Annotated in this window: 19 protein-coding genes; 11 read left to right on the top strand and 8 right to left on the bottom strand. The window is 40.1% G+C overall.

Going from position 1 to position 19,517, the window contains the following annotated elements; translation table 11 throughout:
• Positions 1-4: 4 nt before the first annotated feature.
• From BM380_RS13755 to BM380_RS13745, 3 genes are read right to left on the bottom strand one after another with little or no spacing between them, the layout of a single operon-like run.
• Positions 5-1,252 (bottom strand): ABC transporter permease, encoded by a 1,248-nt coding sequence (locus BM380_RS13755; RefSeq protein WP_090494841.1) that lies wholly within the window; start codon positions 1,250-1,252, stop codon positions 5-7.
• Positions 1,249-1,935 carry an ABC transporter ATP-binding protein gene (locus BM380_RS13750; RefSeq protein ID WP_028834508.1) on the bottom strand — a complete coding sequence of 229 codons (687 nt, stop codon included), beginning with the start codon at positions 1,933-1,935 and terminating at the stop codon, positions 1,249-1,251. The genes BM380_RS13755 and BM380_RS13750 overlap by 4 nt, the downstream gene beginning before the upstream one ends.
• Before the next feature lie 6 nt (positions 1,936-1,941).
• Positions 1,942-2,976: a CDP-glycerol--glycerophosphate glycerophosphotransferase gene (locus BM380_RS13745; protein ID WP_013463934.1), complete on the bottom strand. Its 1,035-nt coding sequence runs from the start codon at positions 2,974-2,976 to the stop codon at positions 1,942-1,944.
• A 217-nt stretch (positions 2,977-3,193) separates the two neighbouring features.
• Between BM380_RS13745 and BM380_RS13740 the strand changes: the two genes are divergently transcribed.
• The 5 genes from BM380_RS13740 to BM380_RS13720 all read left to right on the top strand — a co-directional run bounded on the left by BM380_RS13740 (position 3,194) and on the right by BM380_RS13720 (position 8,644).
• Complete coding sequence (locus tag BM380_RS13740; RefSeq protein ID WP_090494902.1) at positions 3,194-4,297, top strand: phosphoribosylaminoimidazolesuccinocarboxamide synthase; 1,104 nt, start codon at positions 3,194-3,196, stop codon at positions 4,295-4,297.
• Between the two features lie 137 nt (positions 4,298-4,434).
• Complete coding sequence (locus BM380_RS13735) at positions 4,435-5,100, top strand: methylamine utilization protein (RefSeq protein ID WP_090494839.1); 666 nt, start codon at positions 4,435-4,437, stop codon at positions 5,098-5,100.
• Positions 5,090-7,405, top strand: a complete 2,316-nt coding sequence (locus BM380_RS13730; RefSeq protein WP_090494837.1) for a bifunctional diguanylate cyclase/phosphodiesterase — start codon at positions 5,090-5,092, stop codon at positions 7,403-7,405. The genes BM380_RS13735 and BM380_RS13730 overlap by 11 nt, the downstream gene beginning before the upstream one ends.
• Positions 7,395-8,225 (top strand): DUF3034 family protein, encoded by an 831-nt coding sequence (locus BM380_RS13725; RefSeq protein WP_028834513.1) that lies wholly within the window; start codon positions 7,395-7,397, stop codon positions 8,223-8,225. Before BM380_RS13730 ends, BM380_RS13725 begins: the two co-directional genes overlap by 11 nt.
• A complete protein-coding gene (locus tag BM380_RS13720; protein ID WP_090494836.1) occupies positions 8,225-8,644 on the top strand; it encodes a group I truncated hemoglobin in 420 nt (139 codons plus the stop codon). The genes BM380_RS13725 and BM380_RS13720 overlap by 1 nt, the downstream gene beginning before the upstream one ends.
• A 40-nt stretch (positions 8,645-8,684) precedes the next feature.
• On the opposite strand, the gene BM380_RS13715 is transcribed toward BM380_RS13720, so the two are convergent.
• The gene (locus BM380_RS13715; RefSeq protein ID WP_090494834.1) at positions 8,685-9,428 is read right to left on the bottom strand and encodes a glycosyltransferase family 25 protein; all 744 of its coding nucleotides are present in this window, start codon (positions 9,426-9,428) and stop codon (positions 8,685-8,687) included.
• A gap of 131 nt (positions 9,429-9,559) precedes the next feature.
• On the opposite strand from BM380_RS13715, the gene BM380_RS13710 reads away from it, so the two are divergent.
• Complete coding sequence (locus tag BM380_RS13710; RefSeq protein WP_090494833.1) at positions 9,560-10,390, top strand: sulfurtransferase; 831 nt, start codon at positions 9,560-9,562, stop codon at positions 10,388-10,390.
• Between the two features lies 1 nt (position 10,391).
• Here the strand turns inward: BM380_RS13710 and BM380_RS13705 are convergent, their stop codons facing one another.
• Complete coding sequence (locus tag BM380_RS13705) at positions 10,392-10,742, bottom strand: DUF5522 domain-containing protein (RefSeq protein ID WP_090494899.1); 351 nt, start codon at positions 10,740-10,742, stop codon at positions 10,392-10,394.
• Positions 10,743-10,785: 43 nt separating this feature from the next.
• Here BM380_RS13705 and BM380_RS13700 point away from each other — a divergent pair, with 43 nt between their 5' ends.
• Positions 10,786-11,112, top strand: coding sequence for a hypothetical protein (locus BM380_RS13700; RefSeq protein WP_036955823.1), 327 nt, complete (start codon positions 10,786-10,788; stop codon positions 11,110-11,112).
• Between the two features lie 163 nt (positions 11,113-11,275).
• On the opposite strand, the gene BM380_RS13695 is transcribed toward BM380_RS13700, so the two are convergent.
• Positions 11,276-12,244, bottom strand: coding sequence for a class 1 fructose-bisphosphatase (locus tag BM380_RS13695; RefSeq protein WP_008115459.1), 969 nt, complete (start codon positions 12,242-12,244; stop codon positions 11,276-11,278).
• A gap of 154 nt (positions 12,245-12,398) precedes the next feature.
• Here BM380_RS13695 and BM380_RS13690 point away from each other — a divergent pair, with 154 nt between their 5' ends.
• The gene (locus tag BM380_RS13690) at positions 12,399-14,828 is read left to right on the top strand and encodes a zinc-dependent metalloprotease (protein WP_090494831.1); all 2,430 of its coding nucleotides are present in this window, start codon (positions 12,399-12,401) and stop codon (positions 14,826-14,828) included.
• Positions 14,829-14,967: 139 nt separating this feature from the next.
• Positions 14,968-15,741, top strand: coding sequence for a YggN family protein (locus BM380_RS13685; RefSeq protein ID WP_008115461.1), 774 nt, complete (start codon positions 14,968-14,970; stop codon positions 15,739-15,741).
• Between the two features lie 75 nt (positions 15,742-15,816).
• Here BM380_RS13685 and rsuA read toward each other — a convergent pair whose 3' ends face one another.
• Positions 15,817-16,515, bottom strand: coding sequence for a 16S rRNA pseudouridine(516) synthase RsuA (rsuA, locus tag BM380_RS13680; RefSeq protein WP_008115462.1), 699 nt, complete (start codon positions 16,513-16,515; stop codon positions 15,817-15,819).
• 58 nt (positions 16,516-16,573) lie between these two features.
• Here rsuA and zapE point away from each other — a divergent pair, with 58 nt between their 5' ends.
• The gene (zapE, locus tag BM380_RS13675; RefSeq protein WP_090494829.1) at positions 16,574-17,683 is read left to right on the top strand and encodes a cell division protein ZapE; all 1,110 of its coding nucleotides are present in this window, start codon (positions 16,574-16,576) and stop codon (positions 17,681-17,683) included.
• 72 nt (positions 17,684-17,755) lie between these two features.
• Here the strand turns inward: zapE and galE are convergent, their stop codons facing one another.
• On the bottom strand, positions 17,756-18,772 hold the full coding sequence (gene galE, locus BM380_RS13670; RefSeq protein ID WP_013463948.1) for a UDP-glucose 4-epimerase GalE: 1,017 nt from the start codon (positions 18,770-18,772) through the stop codon (positions 17,756-17,758).
• 251 nt (positions 18,773-19,023) lie between these two features.
• Here galE and BM380_RS13665 point away from each other — a divergent pair, with 251 nt between their 5' ends.
• On the top strand, positions 19,024-19,509 hold the full coding sequence (locus BM380_RS13665; protein WP_028834522.1) for a DUF3016 domain-containing protein: 486 nt from the start codon (positions 19,024-19,026) through the stop codon (positions 19,507-19,509).
• Positions 19,510-19,517: the final 8 nt, after the last annotated feature.

Raw genomic sequence — 19,517 nt, 5'->3', positions numbered from 1 at the left:
AAGTTTATATTTTTATACTCATACCATCACTGAGAGAATAAAAGTAAGCGCGTGTAGCGGGGATCAAGCCAATAATAAATCCCGCAGCCATAATAACGCCAATCAAAGTGAGTTCATAGTCAGAGAGCATGCTGATATTAATACTCACTCCAGCTTGGCTTTGTAAGTAACCCGCGGTCGTACCCATAAGCGCATAAAATAAAATACAGCCTACCAAGCAGCCTAAAAAGGTGGTAAGCAGTGATTCCATACTGATCAGCGAAAATAATTGCCAAGGGCGGGCACCCACAGAACGCAGTATTGCCAGTTCTCTGCGGCGTTGATTAAGGTTAGCAAGTAATGTGGTTAACATACCGAGCAAGCTAATAATGACCACCACAAATGAAAATAACAGCAGTATTTTTTCTATTATTGCCAGCATTTCCCAAAGCTCTTTTAAAGTGACTGTGGGCATAATCGCTAATAGAGGCTCTTGTTTATATTGGTTAATGTTGCGCCTAATTTGTAGCGTATAAAGCGGTGAGTCGAAGCCCATTAAAAAGGCGGTAATTTGTTTTGGGTGCCCAATTAATGCATGGCTCGAGTGATCATGATGATCGTCATGATCATGATGGCCGCCACCATGGATCAGCTCAATTGCCGCCAGTGGCACATGCAAGGTTTTATCCACCGGGGTACCGGTAGGCTTTAAGATACCAACCACTTTAAAAGGGTTATCATCATGATGATGAAAGCTAGTATTGCCCATGCCATGAGAAATCACAATTTCATCACCAATTTTATAGGCCAGTTTACTTGCAACCTCACTACCTATAACAACTTCATTGATGCTAGAAAAAGCCTGTCCTTGTTCAAATGCTAAGGGCTGTTTTTTAGCAAATCGGTAGTGCTTAAAATAATCGAGTGTGGTGCCTAAGACAGCTTGACCTTTATGGCTATCTCCAAGGCTGATAGGAATGCTCCACTTAACCCCGCGCTGTTTTGTTATGTATTGATAGCTTTGCCAACTCACCCCATTGTTGGTATGGCCAATTCTAAACACCGAGGAGAGGAGTAATTGAATATCGCCAGTGCGTGCGCCAACAATTAAATCGGTACCCGAAATGGTATTACTAAAACTACTTTTAGAATCTACGCGAACTCGCTCAATACTGAGTAATAACATGACGCTAATCGCAATAGTGAGCAATGTCAGTAATACGCTGGCACGTCTATTGAGCAAACTTTTATAGGCAAGTTTAAATAAAATCATACATCACCTTGTAAACTTACTAAGTCGATTGTGCGGCTAAAGAGTGGCTTTAATGTTTCATCGTGACTGACAAAAACAAGCGTGCTGTTACTTTTTTTTGCTTGTTCAAATAGCAGCTTAATAAAGCTTTCACGATTTTGGGTATCAAGTGCTGAAGTGGGCTCATCGGCAATAATAAGTTCAGGGCTGCCTATAAATGCGCGTGCTGCAGCAACACGCTGTTGTTGCCCAATACTTAAAGTGGCAACATTTTGATTATGAAAGTGCGCCTCTAACCCCAGTGCATTGAGTAATCTGGCTGCTTCACTCTCTAAATTATCGGCTTGGCTGAGCATGTGTTGCTGACGCTTTTTCGAAAATTGGCACCCTAAACACACGTTTTCTAATGGGGTTAAATAAGGTAGTAAATTAAAGTTTTGGAAAATATAGCCAATATGATCCGCTCTAAATGCATCGCGCTGTGCGTTGGTGAGCGCACTTAGGTTTTGGTTTAAAACACAAAGTTGGCCGCTAGTGGTTACATTAATGCCTGCCAGTAGCGCTAGTAAGGTAGATTTACCACTGCCGCTTGGACCATGTAAAAAAACATGTTCCCCAGCATTAATCGTAAGCTGCTTAATAGCGAGAGTCGGGGTGACTGCGCTTTTTTGCCATTTGAAAGAGACATTCTCAAGGTTGATCATAACGGCTTACCAACTCCAATAGTTAAGTCTTTTGCGCATTTTAAATTGTCTAATAAAATTAAGCGGTTTTGCTTTGAGCTTTTCATCACTATGCAACAGTTCATTGGTTGCGCAAAGTACTCGTTGGCTTGATTTACCATCTGTGTATGGGTGTAACTCTTGGCAAAAAGCTTCAATATTATCTACAAGTTCTTTTGGGTAAGTTAGTGCGTAGTCTATTGCGGCTTCAACGTTATTTTTATCCGTAATATCAAGTAAGTGTTTTTCAGGTGCTTTATTGCAAAACGTTACAACTGGTTTTCGTTGTACCAAAAACATCAGTAATATGGATGAAGTGTCGCACAGCATTACATCAGCAGATTGTAATAAAGGAATAACATTGTCTGTTTCAACAAAGGTTAGATTGTCATTACTTAACGCTTTGTATTTATCAACCCACTCTTGTGCCATTTTAGGATGAAACTGAACTAAGAGTCGCCATTTACCGCTTTCACTAAAGTGTTTTATTTGTTCATAAAGTTTAGGTGCAAGAGATAAGCGTTTTGAGAATGTAGAGCAGATCAATACTGTTGGGCGAGAGTCTGTTTCATCAATGTGGCTAGGCTTTGAGTTACCGTTAAAAAATTGATCTAGGGGAGGCCAACCTGTTTCTACTACCTTAAAATAACCCAATTTTTTTTGTAACGCCGTAAATGGAGCCGTTGTATTTGGGCCTTGTGTACAATATAAATCAAAGCAGCCCCGCACTTTAAAGTGATCGTTTTGGCCTTTTTTATTTAGCTTTCCAGCATCAAAGCCGTGAAAAACAGCCACTTTCTTTCCGGGAAAAAATGTAGGGATAGAGTTCGCTGGTGCAAAGGTTGCGTCAGGCGCCCATTGATTTATTTCATGAATAGAATTTAGTGTTTTTTCATCACTTTTCAAAAAGTCAGGATTAACATTATCACCTTCTAAAAACCATTTAACTTCCCCTCCTTGAGCTAATATTTCTGCTTGCAAAGGCCTTAAAATAGCATAGGAATAATTTTGAGAAATATACATTAAATATTTCTTATTCTTAGTGGCAGTTAAATAGTTCAAGCTAGCTCCTTAGGGCAAGTAATCATGCAAGTTTACCCCAATGCGCCAGCTAGATAAATATACTGAGATGATTTGTTTTTAGCCTAAGATTGAGCTTTGTGGTTGGCTAGATTATTATAGAGCGCCTAACCCCAATTCCATACTTTGCTCTTTGAGCATGCCAAACCCCGGAGATAGCATGACTAGCTATAAAGTTTTAGACGTAAACGATGACTTACCCATTCGTACCAAAGGTAAAGTACATAGTGGCAAAGTGCGTTCAGTTTATTGGTTAACCGATGCAGATAGCAAACGCTTAATAAATGAAAAAGGCTATAACGTTCCTGCAGATACTGAATTAGCCATTATGGTTATTTCAGACAGAATTTCTGCTTTTGATTGCATATGGCAAGGTGAAAATGGCCTAAATGGCGTACCTGGTAAAGGGATTGCATTAAACTCAGTGGCTGCTCATTGGTTTAACATGTTTAATGAAGCCGGTTTGGCGGGTAATCATATTGTTGATATTCCTCATCCATACGTATGGATTGTTCGTAAAGCCAGTACAGTTAAAGTTGAAGCGATTGCTCGTCAATATATTACCGGCAGTATGTGGCGCGACTACGCCAAAGGCGAAAGACACTTTTGTGGTTTGCAGCTTCCCGAAGGCTTAAAAGCGAATCAAAAGCTTGAGCAAGTACTTATAACTCCCTCTACTAAGGGTATTATAGAAGGGGTTGCTGATATTCCTGCCGTTGATGATGTAAACATCACTCGTGAAAATATTACAAACAACTTAGATGTTTTTAATTTTAAATCGGCTGACGATGTCACCAAATACGAAAAATTATTGGTAGAAGGGTTCGAGCTAATTAGTAATGAGTTAGCTAAGCTCGGGCAAATTTTTGTTGATACTAAATTTGAATTTGGTTACGTAGAAGATTTAAATGGTGCGCAGCAACTTATTTATATTGATGAAGTAGGGACACCCGATTCATCGCGTATTTGGGATGAAGCATCTTATAAAAATGGCAAGATTGTTGAAAACTCAAAGGAAGGTTTCCGTCAGCTGCTAATTAATAACGTGCCAGAGAGTGATGTGTTATTAAATAAAGACCGCATGGCTGAGCGTGAGCAGTTAGCAAAAGATTATATTTTACCTGAGTCAGTAATGCTGGAGGTGTCTAACACTTATGTGGGCATCGCTAGCAAAATTATTGGTAAAGAGATTATTATACCTAATGATCCGCGCCAAGAAGTGATTGCTATTTTAGATGCTGATTACGGTTTAATCGTTAAATAACGTAGTAAGTAGACAGATATAGCAAAGCTCATTTTAACTAATGAAAAAGTATTTATTTTAAGTAACTGAGCTATAATTCTTGCAATTAGTGCTCGTCTCTAATTAACTTAACCTATGGTGAATTTTTGGGTGTGGTTATGTTAGAGCGAGCATGGCAAGTTATTGCAAAACGTCGTTATTTATTAGTACTGGGTGTATTGTTTAGTGTATCGGCTTTTGGTAATACCATTAATTTGGTTATTAAAGATCAGCATGGCCAAGTATTGCCTAATGCTGTCGTAGAAATAAATCATTTACCTTCTTCAAAAACTTCGGGCAATTTACCCACAGCGGTAATGGATCAAGTTGATAAACAGTTTTCTCCAGAGTTGCTTATTGTGCACCAAGGTCAGTACGTCGACTTTCCAAATAGCGATAATATTCGCCACCATGTTTATTCTTTTTCAAAAGCTAAACCTTTTCAATTAAAGCTCTATTCTGGCCAGCCAGAAGAACCTATTAAGTTTGATAATCAAGGTGTTGTTGTTCTAGGCTGCAATATTCATGACTCCATGGTGGGCTATATATATGTCGCTAACAGTAGTCATGTGTATACCAGTAACGAGCAAGGCCAGATAAAGCTGCAAGTAGACACTTTTCCTGTGCAAGCCAGTGTTTGGCATTCACTGCAAACAGCTCCCTTGGATAATAAAAAACAGTTTAATATAGAATCAACCAGCCCGTTATCAATAATTATAAATACATCTACCCCTGCACCACGTAATACCTTTGGCAGTCAATTTAGGGAAGGCAATGGCCAATAATTTACGCAGTCGTATTACAACGCTTTGCGTTGGCTTGGTATTACTCACTACCTTGGTTAGTTTACTGAGCTTTTGGTGGTCTACCAGTAAATTTCAGGCAGAAAAAGTGCAACAAAATATAACGGTTGCGCAAAGCGTTTATAAACAATATTTAAAATCAAAAGAGAGCTTATTATTAACAGCCGCAAAGGTGTTAACCGCTGATTTTGGTTTTAAGCAAGCGGTTGCAACTCGTGATGCCGCAACTATTAGCAGTGTGTTATACAACCACAGTCAACGGATCAATGCGGATCTTATGCTGTTGCTCGATTTATCAGGGCGGTTAGTATCAGCTAATGTTAATGCACAAAATTTTGCCGATAATCTACAACCCTTGATGGATGAGTTATTAAATAACTCTGAGCAATCGAGCTTTGTGGTGTTAAATAACCAGCTGTACCAAGTGATTTTATTGCCAGTTAAAACTCCCAGAACCATAGCTTACAGTTTGGTCGGATTTAAAATAACATCTGCAGTGGCTACTGAGCTAAAAAGCTTAACCGGAATGGAGGTTAGTTTTGTTGCGCAATTAGATGATTTTGCAACAAGCTCGCTAGTATCCCAACCAGATAACTTTCAACCAATAGCGTACTTTACCAATAAAACTACGGCTCGTTTTTTTGCCGAATATTTGGCCTATGAAAACGAACAAATAGCTTTACCCTCTTTACAATCGCATCCGATAACCTTACTGCTTAGCGCAGATTTAACCTCGAGTTATCGCGATATTGAGCAATTATTATTAACACTGATCACACTCGCTGTTTTAACTATGTTATTTGGTGTGATCACCAGTAGTTTGTTAGCAAATAATTTAACGACAGGACTTTCACAGTTAGCGGTTATTGCCAGACAGTTTGCGAAAGGCGACTACCGTTTTAAATTTGAAGGTAAAAAGCAAAGCAGTGAAATAGAAACCCTCGTGAGCGCTTTTAATAACATGGGTAATGATATTAATAAGCGTGAGCAGCAAATAAGTTTTCAAGCACATCATGATACCTTAACGGGGTTTTATAACCGTTCTGCTATGTTAGATTTATTAGCAAAGCGGCTCACTAACGATGCGCGGTACACGCTTGTTGCTATTGATATAAAAGGCTTAAGGCATATAAACGATAAACTTGGCCCACAAGTAGGGGATGGATGTTTAATTGCAGTGGCAAACCGTATTCGTCAATTTTCTGATGAGCTAGGTGGTTTTCATGCTCGAATTGGTGGCGATGAATTCTTAACGGTTTACCCTTGTGCAGAGGTTGAGCAGGTAAAATGTGCAGTGGCTGATTTACTCAAGCAATTACAGCTAGCTTACAAGGTTAAAAATTTAAAAATAAGCTTACGTTTTAATGCTGGTATTGTGCAATACCCAGAGCAAGGGACTAAAGCAGACGATTTAATGCGACGTGTACTCATTGCTGTAGATGCAGCTACAACGAGTCAGCAAAGCTTACATTATTATCAAGACGGTGAAGATGAGGCGCATTTAGACCGTTTAATTATGCTTGATGAACTCAAACAAGCAATTGATGATGATAATGGGCAATTATTCATGACCTATCAGCCTAAGTTGAACATTAAAAGTCAGAAAATTGATAAGGTAGAGTCTCTTATTCGTTGGCAACGAAAAGATGGGAGCTGGGTGTCGCCTGAGGTCTTTATTGATTTAGCCGAGCAGTCAGGGTTAATAGTGGAGCTGACCGCTTGGGTCGTCGATACTGTGATTGCACAAATAGCCGATTGGTCAAAAAAAGATATTCATTTACAAGCCGCTATTAATGTTTCTGCCCAAGATATTGCTCATTCAGGTTTTCACGCTTCGTTGGTAGCCACCTTAAATAAATACCAAGTTAACCCAAGCTCTGTGACTATTGAATTGACAGAGCGAGATATGATTGAAAATGAGGCCCAAGGTATTAAAGCGTTAGAAGATTTAAAAAGCATTGGCGTTAAAATTTCATTGGACGATTATGGCGTAGGACAAACATCATTGGGGCGGTTAAAAATGTTACCTATTGATGAGCTTAAGCTAGATAAATGCTTTATTTTAACTCTGCACGAATCACAAAAAGATCAATACATAGTGCGCTCCTCAATCACATTGGGTCACCAATTAGGGTTTTCTGTTGTGGCTGAGGGTGTGGAAACCGCTGAATCTTTATCAATGCTTCACGAAATGCAATGCGATCATGCGCAAGGTTACTATTTAAGTCGCCCTTTAAAAGCGCAGCAATTAGAACAATGGTTAGAGGAATATCAGCGTGTACATTAAATTTTTACTGAGCATGACACTCTTACTTTGCAGTACGTTAACTGTAGCTGCAACGGGGAAGTTATTGGCAACACCTGGGGTGTCTCAAATTGAAGGCAGTGCAGGGGGAGGATTAGTTCCTTGGGCACAATTGGCAGGATATGCCAGTGAAGACGAATGGGCTGTTAATGGTTTTTGTAGTCGTGCTGATGTTACTGACTACCGTCTTGATGCCTGCGGCATGCAGCTTAACCTATTCAATCGTGTTGAGCTCAGTTATGCGGAGCAGCAGTTTGATGTACCGGCGCTCAATACCGAAATAGAGCAGTCAATTACTGGAGCAAAAGTACGTTTATACGGTGATATTGTTTATAGTCAGTGGCCACAGTTAAGTGTGGGCGTACAGCATAAGTCATTGGATGATGGCACAGTTGCAAAGTTAGTTGGCGCTAAAAAAACCAGCGGTACAGATGTGTATATTGCAGCCAGTAAATTACATTTAGGTGCACTTGCTGGATATAACTGGTTTTGGAATGTGACTACTCGCTACAGTAAAGCCAATCAGCTAGGGCTGTTGGGATATGGTGGTGCTAATGAGGGCAGCCATATTTTGTTAGAAGCAAGTAGTGCGGTGTTTTTAAGCCGCGAATTAGCCGTTGGCATTGAGTATCGGCAAAAAGCCAATAACTTGGGACTAGGCGAGCAAGACTGGCGCGATTTATTTATAGCGTGGATACCTAATAAGCATATGAGTGTGACTGCGGCCTATTTAGATTTAGGGCGGATTGCTGGTGTTGATAATCAAACTGGCTGGTATTTATCGGTTACGGGGTATTGGTAATGAAACTGAGTGTATTTATTTTTTGTTGTTTAAACTTACTTGCAGGGTGTACAACACAACCCAACACTTCTTTGTATCAGCAGCTTGGCGAACAAGCTGGGCTTGAGAGACTAACTGATAGTTTTATTATACAAATAGGTAATGACCAACAAGTGTTTCATTACTTTGAGCACAGTAATATCAGTCATTTTCGACAAGGGTTTATTAGCCATTTATGTTCGCTGGTGGAGGGCCCTTGTGAATATAAAGGTGACTCTATGGTTGCTATTCATACAGGCATGAACATAAACGAAAAAGACTTCAATCACGTTGTCGATTTATTAATAAATGCAATGAACGAGCAAAATATCCCACATACAGTGCAAAATAAAATTTTAGCTAAAATGGCGCCATTGCGTGGCGAAATTATTAAGATTTAATTTTATAATCAAATGCATACATTTAAAAATATGCTTGGTATTACTCACTTGTAATTTTGACAAGATCCGCAGTTTTATATCGTCTTTGCATATGAATACTCGATCTATGAATTAAATTTCTGATAAATGTACTGCGGTTTGAGTGCGAACCTGCATTAGCGCTTGTTATTTCACTAATAAAGCTTCGATCTTCGGCAACAGGGTAGGGTTTTATGCCAATCATATTTAGCCCTACTTCTGTGTGAAACTGCATATCGACATCTACGGGTCTAAAAAATGGTTTTCTTTGCAGTAGTTTTTTCGCACCGCTTAGTGAAATGATGTAGCCTTGAGTGCCATTTGGTGCTTTTTTATAATTACCGACTGTTAGATTATTTTCTAATGGGGCACTGTCAATAAATGGAAAATTTCTGTTGTCAGATAATTTTATTAAATCCCAGTTTTTCAATTTAATTGCCGCATCAACAACATCTTTAAGCGAAGCCTCAATGAAAAGGTCATCCTCTAATACAACACAAAAAGGCATGTTTTCATTAACCATTTTTTGCCAAAGGCGCATATGACTTACATAGCAACCAATTTCACCTGCAGATAGATTGCGATTGTAACGTTTTTTATTTTTTTTCGGGCAATACCACTTGAGGGTTTCTTCTTCACTAAGGTTTTTGCCAATGGTCGCTTCAAAACGTTCAGCATTTAAGTGTAGACTGGTAAGTCGCTTTAGGGTTGTTTCCCAACGGTCTTCGCAGCCTTGCATATTGATAATGTAAAAAGGGATTGGCATAATTTTATTTTATTTAGAAACCTCAAAGCAGCTATTTTAGCATTATTATAATTTGTAACCAGTCTAAATTCTGTTTATAAACAGGCTGTAATAATATATAGCTATTTCATTTCCTCAAATTTGGAAAGACGATGAAAAACATGGTCAGTGCACAATGGTTACATGCTCGCTTAGAGCAAGCTAACCTGGTTATTTTTGATGCGGGTATGTTACGTCCCTCAGCTGCGGGGGAGTACTCACCCGTTGCCATGCTTCCTAAAGCACAACGGTTTGATATCAAAAAAGAACTCGCAGATACCTCAAACCCATTGCCTAATACCTTGTGTAGTGCAGAACAATTTACTCAAGTGATGCAAAAAGCGGGAGTGAATCACGATTCACTTGTGGTGATTTATGAAGATGCAGGGTTATTCAGTGCAGCTAGAGCTTGGTGGATGTTTAAAGCCATGGGGTTTGATAACGTAAAAGTCCTCAGTGGCGGTTTAGCCAAGTGGCTTGAACTCGGGCTTCCGGTTGAATCAAACTATACACAAGCATCATTAAAAGGCGATTTTATTGCTCAATACCGGCCTGATTACTTTATTGATAAAAAACAGGTGCTAAGTGCTACTGAGGATGCCAATACAGTTATTTTAGATGCACGCGCTTATGAGCGCTTTACCGGCAAAAGTAGTGAGCCAAGAGCCGGAATACGCAGCGGCCATATTATTAATAGCTATTCGCTACCTTTAACTAGTCTATTAGAAAATGGTGAAGCAAAATCACTCGACTTTATACAGGCAAAGTTTAGTGAATTAGTCGGTAATGCAACCCACTTACAATTTAGCTGTGGCTCTGGTGTTACTGCCTGTGCGCTTGCGCTGTTTGCCGATGAATGCGGCTATAGTAATTTAAGTGTGTACGATGGCTCGTGGAGTGAATGGGGCGCTGATAACTCACTGCCTATTGCTGTGGGTGGCTAATTTAACTATAAGGGCAATTTTTACAACCATTTTTGCAGCAAGTACCACGCTTTAAAAAATACCACTTACTAAACACCATGTAATTGTTCTGCATGGTGTAATCTAACCCTTCAATTAAATTATCATTACTTCTAAATTGTTTAGCGAAAGCTATTTGGGTTTTAATTGGCTGGGTATATATAGTTTCTAAATAGTAATTAATTTTAGCAAGAGTACATGATCGGCATAAGCAGCTAGTTGCTGTATCATCGAGTGGTAAAATAGCGGGTAACTGATAACACCAACATGCGGTTATATCATTAACATTACAGTTAAGCGTTGTATTACATTGGCTGCAGTTTATCTGGGTCATTTTAGGTCTTATTAACAGTAGAGCAGCAAGAATAACAAACATTATGAATATACAAAAAGCATTGGCTGAATTTATTACTTTTGGTGAGCAAAGAGACGAAGCAATTTCAGTAATAGTGTCAAGCTCTGCGCACAATGCTAAGCCACTTTATAAGTTAACGACACCCGTATTGATTGATGTGCTTAAGCGCTGTGTAAGTAATGAAATAGATCTCGATGATCTCGCGCTTTGGGCCAACGTCATTGAATCAAGAGCAGATATAGATAGCGCTGAGCATGAAGGGGTTATTTATGCGCTGAGCAATAGCGAACAAATGGGCGAGTTTAGCCATACAAAGCTTGAACAATTATTAGCATTATTAAAGGACTAGATTTAGGCTAACTCAACTCTTTTAGATGCGAGCTTACTGCGGTTTTATGTAACGGATAAATAATACTAAGCCGCATTTAAGTTAAATCCGGCTTAGTATTTTCTGACAACTGACAACTGACAACTGACAACTGACAACTGACAACTGACAACTGACAACTTGTTTACTTATGATAGCTCAAGCAAGTTTCTACTTCGTCTTTAGAGCCTAAAATAACCGCAACACGCTGATGGATGGCATCAGGCTGAATATCCATAATACGCTCAGTGCCTGTTGAAGCAATACCACCTGCTTGCTCTACTAGCATTGCCATTGGGTTTGCTTCATAAAGTAAACGCAGTTTATTAGGCTTATTAGGATCTTTAGTATCAGTTGGGTAAGTAAATAAGCCACCACGGCTAAGTACACGGTGCACATCGCCAACCATTGCAGCAATCCAACGCATATTGAAGTTTTGAGCACGAGGGCCTGTATCTCCCGCAAGTAAGTCGTTAATGTAGTTTTGCATCGCCGGTTCCCAGTGGCGCTGGTTTGAGGCATTAATTGCAAATTCATTGGTTTTAGCAGGAATAGCGGCAAAATCTTGGGTAAGTAAAAAGCTACCTTGGGTTTTATCTAAGGTAAACATGCGTGTACCTTTACCCGTTGTTAGCGCAAGCATGGTCGATGGCCCATACAGTACGTAACCTGCAGCTACTTGTTGATGCCCAGGTTGCATAAAAATCTTTTCATCAGCAGCATCTGAGCCCACCGGCGCTTTCATAATAGAAAATATAGTGCCTACTAGCGAGTTAATATCGGTGTTTGACGAGCCATCAAGTGGGTCAAATGCAACAATGTACTCAGCATCTGGGTTACCGGCAACGGTATAATCTTCTTCTTCAGAGGCGATCGCTTTAACTGTGCCTGACTCCAGCAATATATCTTTTAATAACTGATTAGACAGTACATCGAGTTTCTTTTGTGTTTCGCCTTGAATGTTTTCATCGAGGGTTGAGCCTAATACGCCCGATAATTCACCTTGACCGACGCGAAATGAAATTTCTTTACATGCCGCTAAAATAGTACGAATTAACGACAAAAGTTCTCTTGAACAGCCATCTTCTAGTAATACTGGTGGGAGTCTACGCATTCTTTTTTCCTGATAACGTGTTAAAACTAATCATAATGTGAGAGAGATTAGTTTAGAGCGCTGAAATTCGTCTTAAATAACTGTATTGTATAAATAACCCCCTATAATGGGGTACCTACATCGCATTTAAAACGCTAATAACAAAGATAAGATTATGCAAAAAATATCACGATTAAGTTACATACTCTTTACTGTGCTGCTCTGTATGATAACCCAAGCGCACGCAGCAATTAAGTCTATTGACGAATTTACTGAAAAAATGAACCATTTCCCGGGTTATTTTTCTTTCTTTTACGATACGCAAAACGGCAATGTGTATTTAAAGGTCGATAAACTTGAACAACAATTTTTATTACAACACAGCTTACCTTATGGAGTAGGGTCTAACGATATTGGTTTAGATAGAGGCCAATTAGGCGGTACTTATTTGGTACAGTTTGAGCGCTTCGGCAATAAGGTGATGTTGCGCGCTGTAAATACTTACTACCGTGCTAACACAAGTAATCTAGCAGAGCAGCAAAGCGTTAAAGAAGCGTTTGCATCCAGTATTTTGGCGGGTTTTAAAGTTGTCGCGCAAGATGACAATGCTGCATTAATTGATTACACCCCCTATTTACTAAGCGATGTACATGGCGTAAGCCGTACTTTAGCTGCGCGCAAGCAAGGGCAGTTTAGCCTTGATGAGTCACGCAGTGCGGTATTTATGAATCGCTCAAAAGCATTTGTAAAAAATACTGAACTTGAAGCCATTCTCACCTTTAAAGGGTCTAAACCAGGTGAATATGTGCGCCAAGTGAGTGCTGATCCATACGCGCTAACCGTGCATATGCACCATTCATTAATCAAATTGCCTGATGACAATTACACGCCACGTCAATTTAGCCCGCAATCGGGTTATTGGAGTGTGGAGCATAAAAATTATGCAGCAGGGCTCGATGAGTCTATGTATGTGCGTTACATTCCACGCCATCGGTTAATAAAAAAAGATCCGAGTCTGGCTGTAAGTGAACCGGTCGAACCCATTGTGTATTACTTAGACCCTGGCGTACCTGAACCAGTAAAAACGGCTTTATTAGAAGGCGGGCAATGGTGGAATGACGCCTTTAATGCAGCAGGATATAAAAATGCATTTGAAGTTAAAGTGCTACCAGATAATGCTGATCCTATGGATGTGCGCTACAACGTTATTCAATGGGTGCATCGCGCAACTCGTGGTTGGTCTTATGGCAGTTCAATTATAGACCCACGTACAGGCGAAATTATTAAAGGCCATGTCACACTAGGATCGCTACGAGTACGTCAAGATATCCTTATTGCTGAATCACTGGCAGCGCCTTATTTAAAAGGCAATGAAGTAGCAAGTACCTTACAGGCAATGGCACTTGATCGTATTCGTCAACTCAGTGCTCACGAAATTGGTCATACACTGGGTATTGCGCACAACTTTGCTGCGTCAGTAAATAATCGAGCTTCGGTGATGGATTATCCACATCCGTTATTGAGCTTTGCAGATAATGGTCAGTTAGACGTATCTCAAGGTTATGCTAAAGGTATGGGCGCATGGGATACGCAAGTGATCAAATATGGCTACAGTGATTTTACCGGCCAAGATGAAAGCGCAGCACTCGCTGCTATTTTACAGCAAAATAAAGCGCTAGGTTTGGCGTTTATTTCTGACAGTGATGCCCGTGCCAAAGGTGGGGCGCACCCTACAGCGCACCTTTGGGATAACGGCAGTAATCCAAGTGAAGAATTACTTAGAGTGCTTGATGTGCGAAAGCAGGCGCTCGGGCAGTTTGGTATTAATAATATAAAAACTGGGGTTGCACTGTCGCAGTTAGAAGAAAAGCTAGTGCCACTTTACTTGTTCCACCGTTATCAAGTTGAAGCGGTTGCAAAGCTTATTGCGGGCGTTGATTATGACTATGAAATTCGTAGTGACGCACCCGTCAAAGGCGCCCAAGTTGTAGCTAAAGAGGCTCAACAACAAGCGGTTAATGCCATTTTAGCGACCCTAAAAGCAAGCAACTTAACGCTTCCAGAGTCGACACTTTCCTTAATCGTACCTAAAGCGTATGGCGAGTCTAAATCACGAGAAAGTATAGTGGGTCGTACCGGCTTAACTATGGATGCACTTGCATTACCTGAAGTCGCCGCGCAGCATAGCTTATCGCTATTACTTAATGCTCAACGATTAAATCGTTTAGCACAGCAACAAGCACGTGATAACCGCTTTTATGGCTTAGATGAGCTGCTTAAACAATTAAATAAGCAGGTGTTTAATGTATCAGCGCCTGCCACCATGACAGGAAAAGTAACGCAACGAGTACAGTACTTAACGGCAAAAACTATGGCTGATCTTGTCGCTAGCCAAACACTAAGTCCAGAGGTGCAAGCGCAACTGCATTTTTACTTAAATAAACTAGCGGATGAGTTTAATCAACACTCTTTACTGAGCCATCCTGAAGTAGGTGACAGCGCATTTAAAGACTATTTAGCGGCGCAAATTAATCAGTTTTTAACAACAGGCCAGTGGCCTGATAACTTTAAAGCGTTACCCATACCACCAGGCTCACCTATTTAATAGTACAAGCCAGAGGATAAAGGCGCTGTATAAACGTTACGTTTCATGGTGCCTTGTTTTTAGGGTGTTACTTTTGCTTGCATAAAGTTGGTTTTTTGTTAATCTAGCCACCCCCTATTTTAGTCTTTTTGAGGTGTTTATGGCGTTTTTATCTCGTTCGATATTGGCGTTATCAATGGCACTTTTAAGCTGCAATGCAATCGCACAAAAGCAATGTGATGTTGAACTTCGTCATGGTTTAATTATTACCGATGATGTGATCCGTATTGTTGATAAAGGCCAAACTAGGGTGCAAATTAACAATAATAATCAACTGTTTATTCGAGGCTACTGGGTCGATTTAAGTACCGACGAAAGTAAAGTGCTAGAACAATTTAGCAATGGTATTCGTCAAACGGTTCCTGAGCTAGTCGATTTAGCGACTGACGGTGTAAACCTTGGGCTTAGTGCTATTGAGCATGTTGTTGAGGGCATGTCAGATAAAGAACCCGAAGTGCTAAAAACGCAATTACAATATGTAGAGCGTGCACTTATGGATAAGTTTAAGCGTGGCGACGACTTCTTTTTTATAGCCCCTCAATCGCTTTCTCAAATTGATGATTTTTTTACTAAAGAAATTAGCCAAAAAATACACTCTGCAGTACATGGCTCTTTGGGTGCTATTTTAATGTCGCTCGGGGATGCGTTTAAATCTCGAGAAGGCAATATAGAAGACCGCATGAACGACATGGGGCAACGCATGGATATCATCACCAAAGAAATCGATAAGTCGTTGCAGAAAAAAGCCCACCAATTAGAACTTAAAGCCTCTGAATATTGTGAATGCTTAAATTCTCTAGATATTACAGAGTCTCGCCTACAAGCCATTGTACCCGGAATGACAGACTTTGATTTAGTACAAATTAAATCGTAAGAGCAGGTTTTAGACGCCAGGTTTCAGAAAGGGCTGCGGTCAGTTTGAAGCTGTTTTCCTAATACCCAAACAACCTTACAGCTTTATCTCTGCGGCGGTTAGTGGGCGGTATTCACCTGCAGCCAGATCTTCACCTAGCTTTATACCCGCAATTTGTTCACGATGTAATTCAACTACCTTGTTATCTACCGCTGCTAGCATACGTTTTACTTGGTGATACTTACCCTCAGAAATAGACAAGCGTAAACCATAATTCCCTAAGCGCTCAGCAATAGCAGGGCGAGTTAAATCTTTTTCATTGTGAAGCTGCACACCGTCGCGTAATTGCTGCAGTGCATCATCGGTAATCGGCTCTTGAGTTTCAACCAAGTAGGTTTTAAATTTATTCTTTTTAGGCGAGGTAATTTTGTGTGACCAGTCGCCATCGTTAGTAATAAGCACTAGGCCAGTGGTGTCTATGTCTAAACGCCCAGCAATGTGAAAATCGGCCATGTTTGGCTCATCAAGCAAATCAAATACGGTTTTGTGTAACTCATCCGAATTAGCGCACACATAACCTACCGGCTTATTGAGCATAAAGTAGCGTTTACCTAAAAAAACTAATGGCTCGTCATAAAACAGCACGTCATCTTGTTGAGTAACTTGAAAGTCGAATGCCGTGATCACCTCGCCATTAACGCTAGCCGCTTGGCTTTTTATTGCCGCACGGGCTTTTGAGCGTGGTAACTCTGCTAAATGGCTAATAAATTTATCTAAACGGCAAGGAAATTTCATGTTGTTCACATTTTTAGTCGGCTACAATGGTCGCGAGTATAGCGGATAGTGAAATACCATGACAGAGCCCAGCACAGAAATTTTAAGCCTATACCACCGCAAAGTTTCATCAGGAGAGCTTGTTTTTGATGCGGCGCAGCACCAAGCCGTGAGTGCGTTACAGTCTTTGAGTGAGCAATTAAATCAGCCAACAAGCTGGTGGCAAAAAGCACGGTTAATCAAAGGGGTATATTTATACGGTCCTGTTGGCCGAGGTAAATCTATGCTGATGGATTTATTTTATAAAAACTTACCCACAGAAAAAAAGCAGCGCCTGCATTTTCATCACTTTATTGAAAAAATTCATGCTCAATTGGCCAAGTTACAAGGGGATAAAAATCCGCTACAAATAATAGCTAAACAGTGGGCCAAAGAGATAAAGGTACTGTGCTTTGATGAGTTTTTTGTTAGTGATATTGGTGATGCCATGATCATGGCTCGGTTATTTAACGCTTTGTTTGAACAAGGCGTGGTACTAGTCGCAACCTCTAACGCAAAACCCGAGCAACTTTATTACAACGGTTTGCAACGCGCGCGATTTTTACCAACTATCGATTTAATAAATGCGCATTGTCATGTAATTAACGTAGCGGGGGAGGAAGACCACCGCTTCAGGTACGGTAGAAGCAGTCGTCATTATTTTATTAACTTGCCTGATGCTGAATTTGAGGCTGGGTTTTTATCCGCATACCCTCAAGCAACGCGTGATAATACAATGACTGTGCATGGCCGAGCACTTCCCTATTTATTAAAAACTAACGATGCACTACTGATTGATTTTATGGCACTGTGCGCAGGTCCTCGCAGCGCCAATGACTATATGTTTTTAGCAGAACAGTTTTCGGTAGTATATATCGCGAATGTGCCAATAATGGGCAAAGAAGCAACCGGTAAGGTTATTGTGCATGGTATAGAAGATAGCTATCAGCGAGAAAAGCAGCAATTGGGTGAGCATACGCTCGATGATGAAGCACGGCGTTTTATTGCCTTAGTCGATGAGTTTTACGATTGCCACAAATTACTAGTAATTAATGCCCAGGCCGACATAAACGAGTTATACCAAGGTAAAAAGTTATGTTTTGAATATGCGCGAACCCAGTCACGGATTGTAGAAATGCAAAATTGGTAAGTACAACATTAAAACACCGCATTTAATTTAAATGCGGTGTTTTAATTTTAAGCTGATAACTTAAAGAAGCCTTTATGACTTATATCCATTTGGATTATTTGATTGCCAGCGCCAAGTATCTTGCATCATGACATCAATACCACGCTCAGCTTGCCAACCTAGTTCACTAAGGGCTTTTTCTGGCGCAGCATAACAGGCTGCAATATCACCTGGGCGACGAGGTGACACCGCATAAGGGATTGCTTGGTCGCTAGCCTTAATAAACGCATTGACCATTTGTAATACTGAATAGCCGTTACCTGTACCAAGGTTATAAACAAGCGCACCGGTTTCTGCGGCTATTTTATCAAGTGCTTTTAAATGCCCTAGGGCTAAATCTACAACGTGAATGTAATCACGAACGCCAGTACCATCAACCGTATCATAATCGTCGCCAAATACAGCAAGTTGCTTTAATTTGCCAACTGCAACTTGTGAAATGAAAGGCAATAAATTATTAGGAATACCATTAGGGTCTTCACCAATCAAACCTGACTCATGTGCACCGACAGGATTAAAGTAGCGCAAAATAGCAAACGCGAAGCGCTCATCTGATTTAGCGATATCTTGTAACATCATTTCAACCATTAGTTTAGACGTACCATATGGATTGGTTGTACCGCCAACGGGGAAGTCTTCGCGTATTGGTAAGCTTGCTGGGTCGCCGTATACAGTGGCGGATGAGCTAAATACCAGTTTGAATACACCTGCATCACGCATAGCATCAACCAGTGTTAGTGTACCTTGTACATTATTTTGATAATACTCAATGGGTTTTACGACTGATTCGCCCACGGCTTTTAGGCCAGCAAAATGAATCACACTTTCGATGGTATGCTTGGCAAATACCGAGTCTAAAAAGGGTTTATCTAAAATATCACCTTGATAAAAAGTAATTGCTTTGTCAGTTATTTTTTTCACTCTTTCAAGTGACTCTTCAGAGGAGTTACTTAAGTTATCAATCACGATAACGTCGCTGCCTTGCTGTAAAAGTTCTAAAACGGTGTGTGAGCCAATATAGCCTGCGCCACCGGTTACTAAAATTGCCATGAATGCTCCTTGGAAACCTCTGTTCAATTAAGTTAATTTCACCATAAATACTGAGCTTTTACATGTATTATTTTGTTTGTTTTGCAATCGTAACATCGCAAGCTATACTTTTGATTACATTTTGTGCAATTTTAATAACACCGCAGTAGAAAGATTAAGTTATAGTTCATATGTAATTGCTAAAGTAAGGTATAGCAATTTGTAAAATATTTAGTTGATTATAATGATCAGCATACTCGTTGGAGAAACGTATGAACTCAGTTAAAAAAATAGCAATGTTGATATTTATTGCACTACCGAGTGTTGTTTGCGCGGGTGAGGCACAAGTTAAATGGCATGACTTTAATGATTATCGCGATGTACGCCCATCAAACCAAACTAAAGGCTCATACCATAAGCAAATTGCCAAAAATATTGATGAGCACTTTGCAAAGCTCAGTGAGCAGCTTCCTAAAAATTATAGTTTAAAAATTGAAGTAACCGATTTAGATTTAGCTGGTGACGTGCGCTATGGCGGTGTTAACGAAATTCGGGTGGTTAAACCCATTCACTTTCCACGGATTGAATTTAACTATGTGCTCAGTAATGAAAGTGGTGTTGTCGCACAAGAAGACAACGTGAGCTTAAAAGATATGGGCTTTATGGATAAAATTAAAATGGGTCGAGACGAAGCATTTTACTATGAAAAACGCTTATTAACAGAGTGGTTTGGTGAGCAAATTTTACCGCGTATCTAGCTAATAAT

It is taken from the genome of Pseudoalteromonas sp. DSM 26666 (genome assembly GCF_900116475.1).
GTDB lineage: Bacteria > Pseudomonadota > Gammaproteobacteria > Enterobacterales > Alteromonadaceae > Pseudoalteromonas > Pseudoalteromonas tetraodonis.
The sequence above is the reverse complement of the archived record's forward strand: the minus strand, read 5'-3'. Positions and strand labels throughout refer to the sequence as shown.

Excerpts from the sequence above, each read along its gene's own strand:
- BM380_RS13755 (WP_090494841.1), bottom strand. The coding sequence starts at position 1,252 with ATGATTTTATTTAAACTTGCCTATAAAAGTTTGCTCAATAGACGTGCC.
- BM380_RS13750 (WP_028834508.1), bottom strand. The coding sequence starts at position 1,935 with ATGATCAACCTTGAGAATGTCTCTTTCAAATGGCAAAAAAGCGCAGTC.
- BM380_RS13745 (WP_013463934.1), bottom strand. The coding sequence starts at position 2,976 with ATGTATATTTCTCAAAATTATTCCTATGCTATTTTAAGGCCTTTGCAA.
- BM380_RS13740 (WP_090494902.1), top strand. The coding sequence starts at position 3,194 with ATGACTAGCTATAAAGTTTTAGACGTAAACGATGACTTACCCATTCGT.
- BM380_RS13735 (WP_090494839.1), top strand. The coding sequence starts at position 4,435 with ATGTTAGAGCGAGCATGGCAAGTTATTGCAAAACGTCGTTATTTATTA.
- BM380_RS13730 (WP_090494837.1), top strand. The coding sequence starts at position 5,090 with ATGGCCAATAATTTACGCAGTCGTATTACAACGCTTTGCGTTGGCTTG.
- BM380_RS13720 (WP_090494836.1), top strand. The coding sequence starts at position 8,225 with ATGAAACTGAGTGTATTTATTTTTTGTTGTTTAAACTTACTTGCAGGG.
- BM380_RS13715 (WP_090494834.1), bottom strand. The coding sequence starts at position 9,428 with ATGCCAATCCCTTTTTACATTATCAATATGCAAGGCTGCGAAGACCGT.
- BM380_RS13710 (WP_090494833.1), top strand. The coding sequence starts at position 9,560 with ATGAAAAACATGGTCAGTGCACAATGGTTACATGCTCGCTTAGAGCAA.
- BM380_RS13705 (WP_090494899.1), bottom strand. The coding sequence starts at position 10,742 with ATGACCCAGATAAACTGCAGCCAATGTAATACAACGCTTAACTGTAAT.
- BM380_RS13700 (WP_036955823.1), top strand. The coding sequence starts at position 10,786 with ATGAATATACAAAAAGCATTGGCTGAATTTATTACTTTTGGTGAGCAA.
- BM380_RS13695 (WP_008115459.1), bottom strand. The coding sequence starts at position 12,244 with ATGCGTAGACTCCCACCAGTATTACTAGAAGATGGCTGTTCAAGAGAA.
- BM380_RS13690 (WP_090494831.1), top strand. The coding sequence starts at position 12,399 with ATGCAAAAAATATCACGATTAAGTTACATACTCTTTACTGTGCTGCTC.
- BM380_RS13685 (WP_008115461.1), top strand. The coding sequence starts at position 14,968 with ATGGCGTTTTTATCTCGTTCGATATTGGCGTTATCAATGGCACTTTTA.
- rsuA (WP_008115462.1), bottom strand. The coding sequence starts at position 16,515 with ATGAAATTTCCTTGCCGTTTAGATAAATTTATTAGCCATTTAGCAGAG.
- zapE (WP_090494829.1), top strand. The coding sequence starts at position 16,574 with ATGACAGAGCCCAGCACAGAAATTTTAAGCCTATACCACCGCAAAGTT.
- galE (WP_013463948.1), bottom strand. The coding sequence starts at position 18,772 with ATGGCAATTTTAGTAACCGGTGGCGCAGGCTATATTGGCTCACACACC.
- BM380_RS13665 (WP_028834522.1), top strand. The coding sequence starts at position 19,024 with ATGAACTCAGTTAAAAAAATAGCAATGTTGATATTTATTGCACTACCG.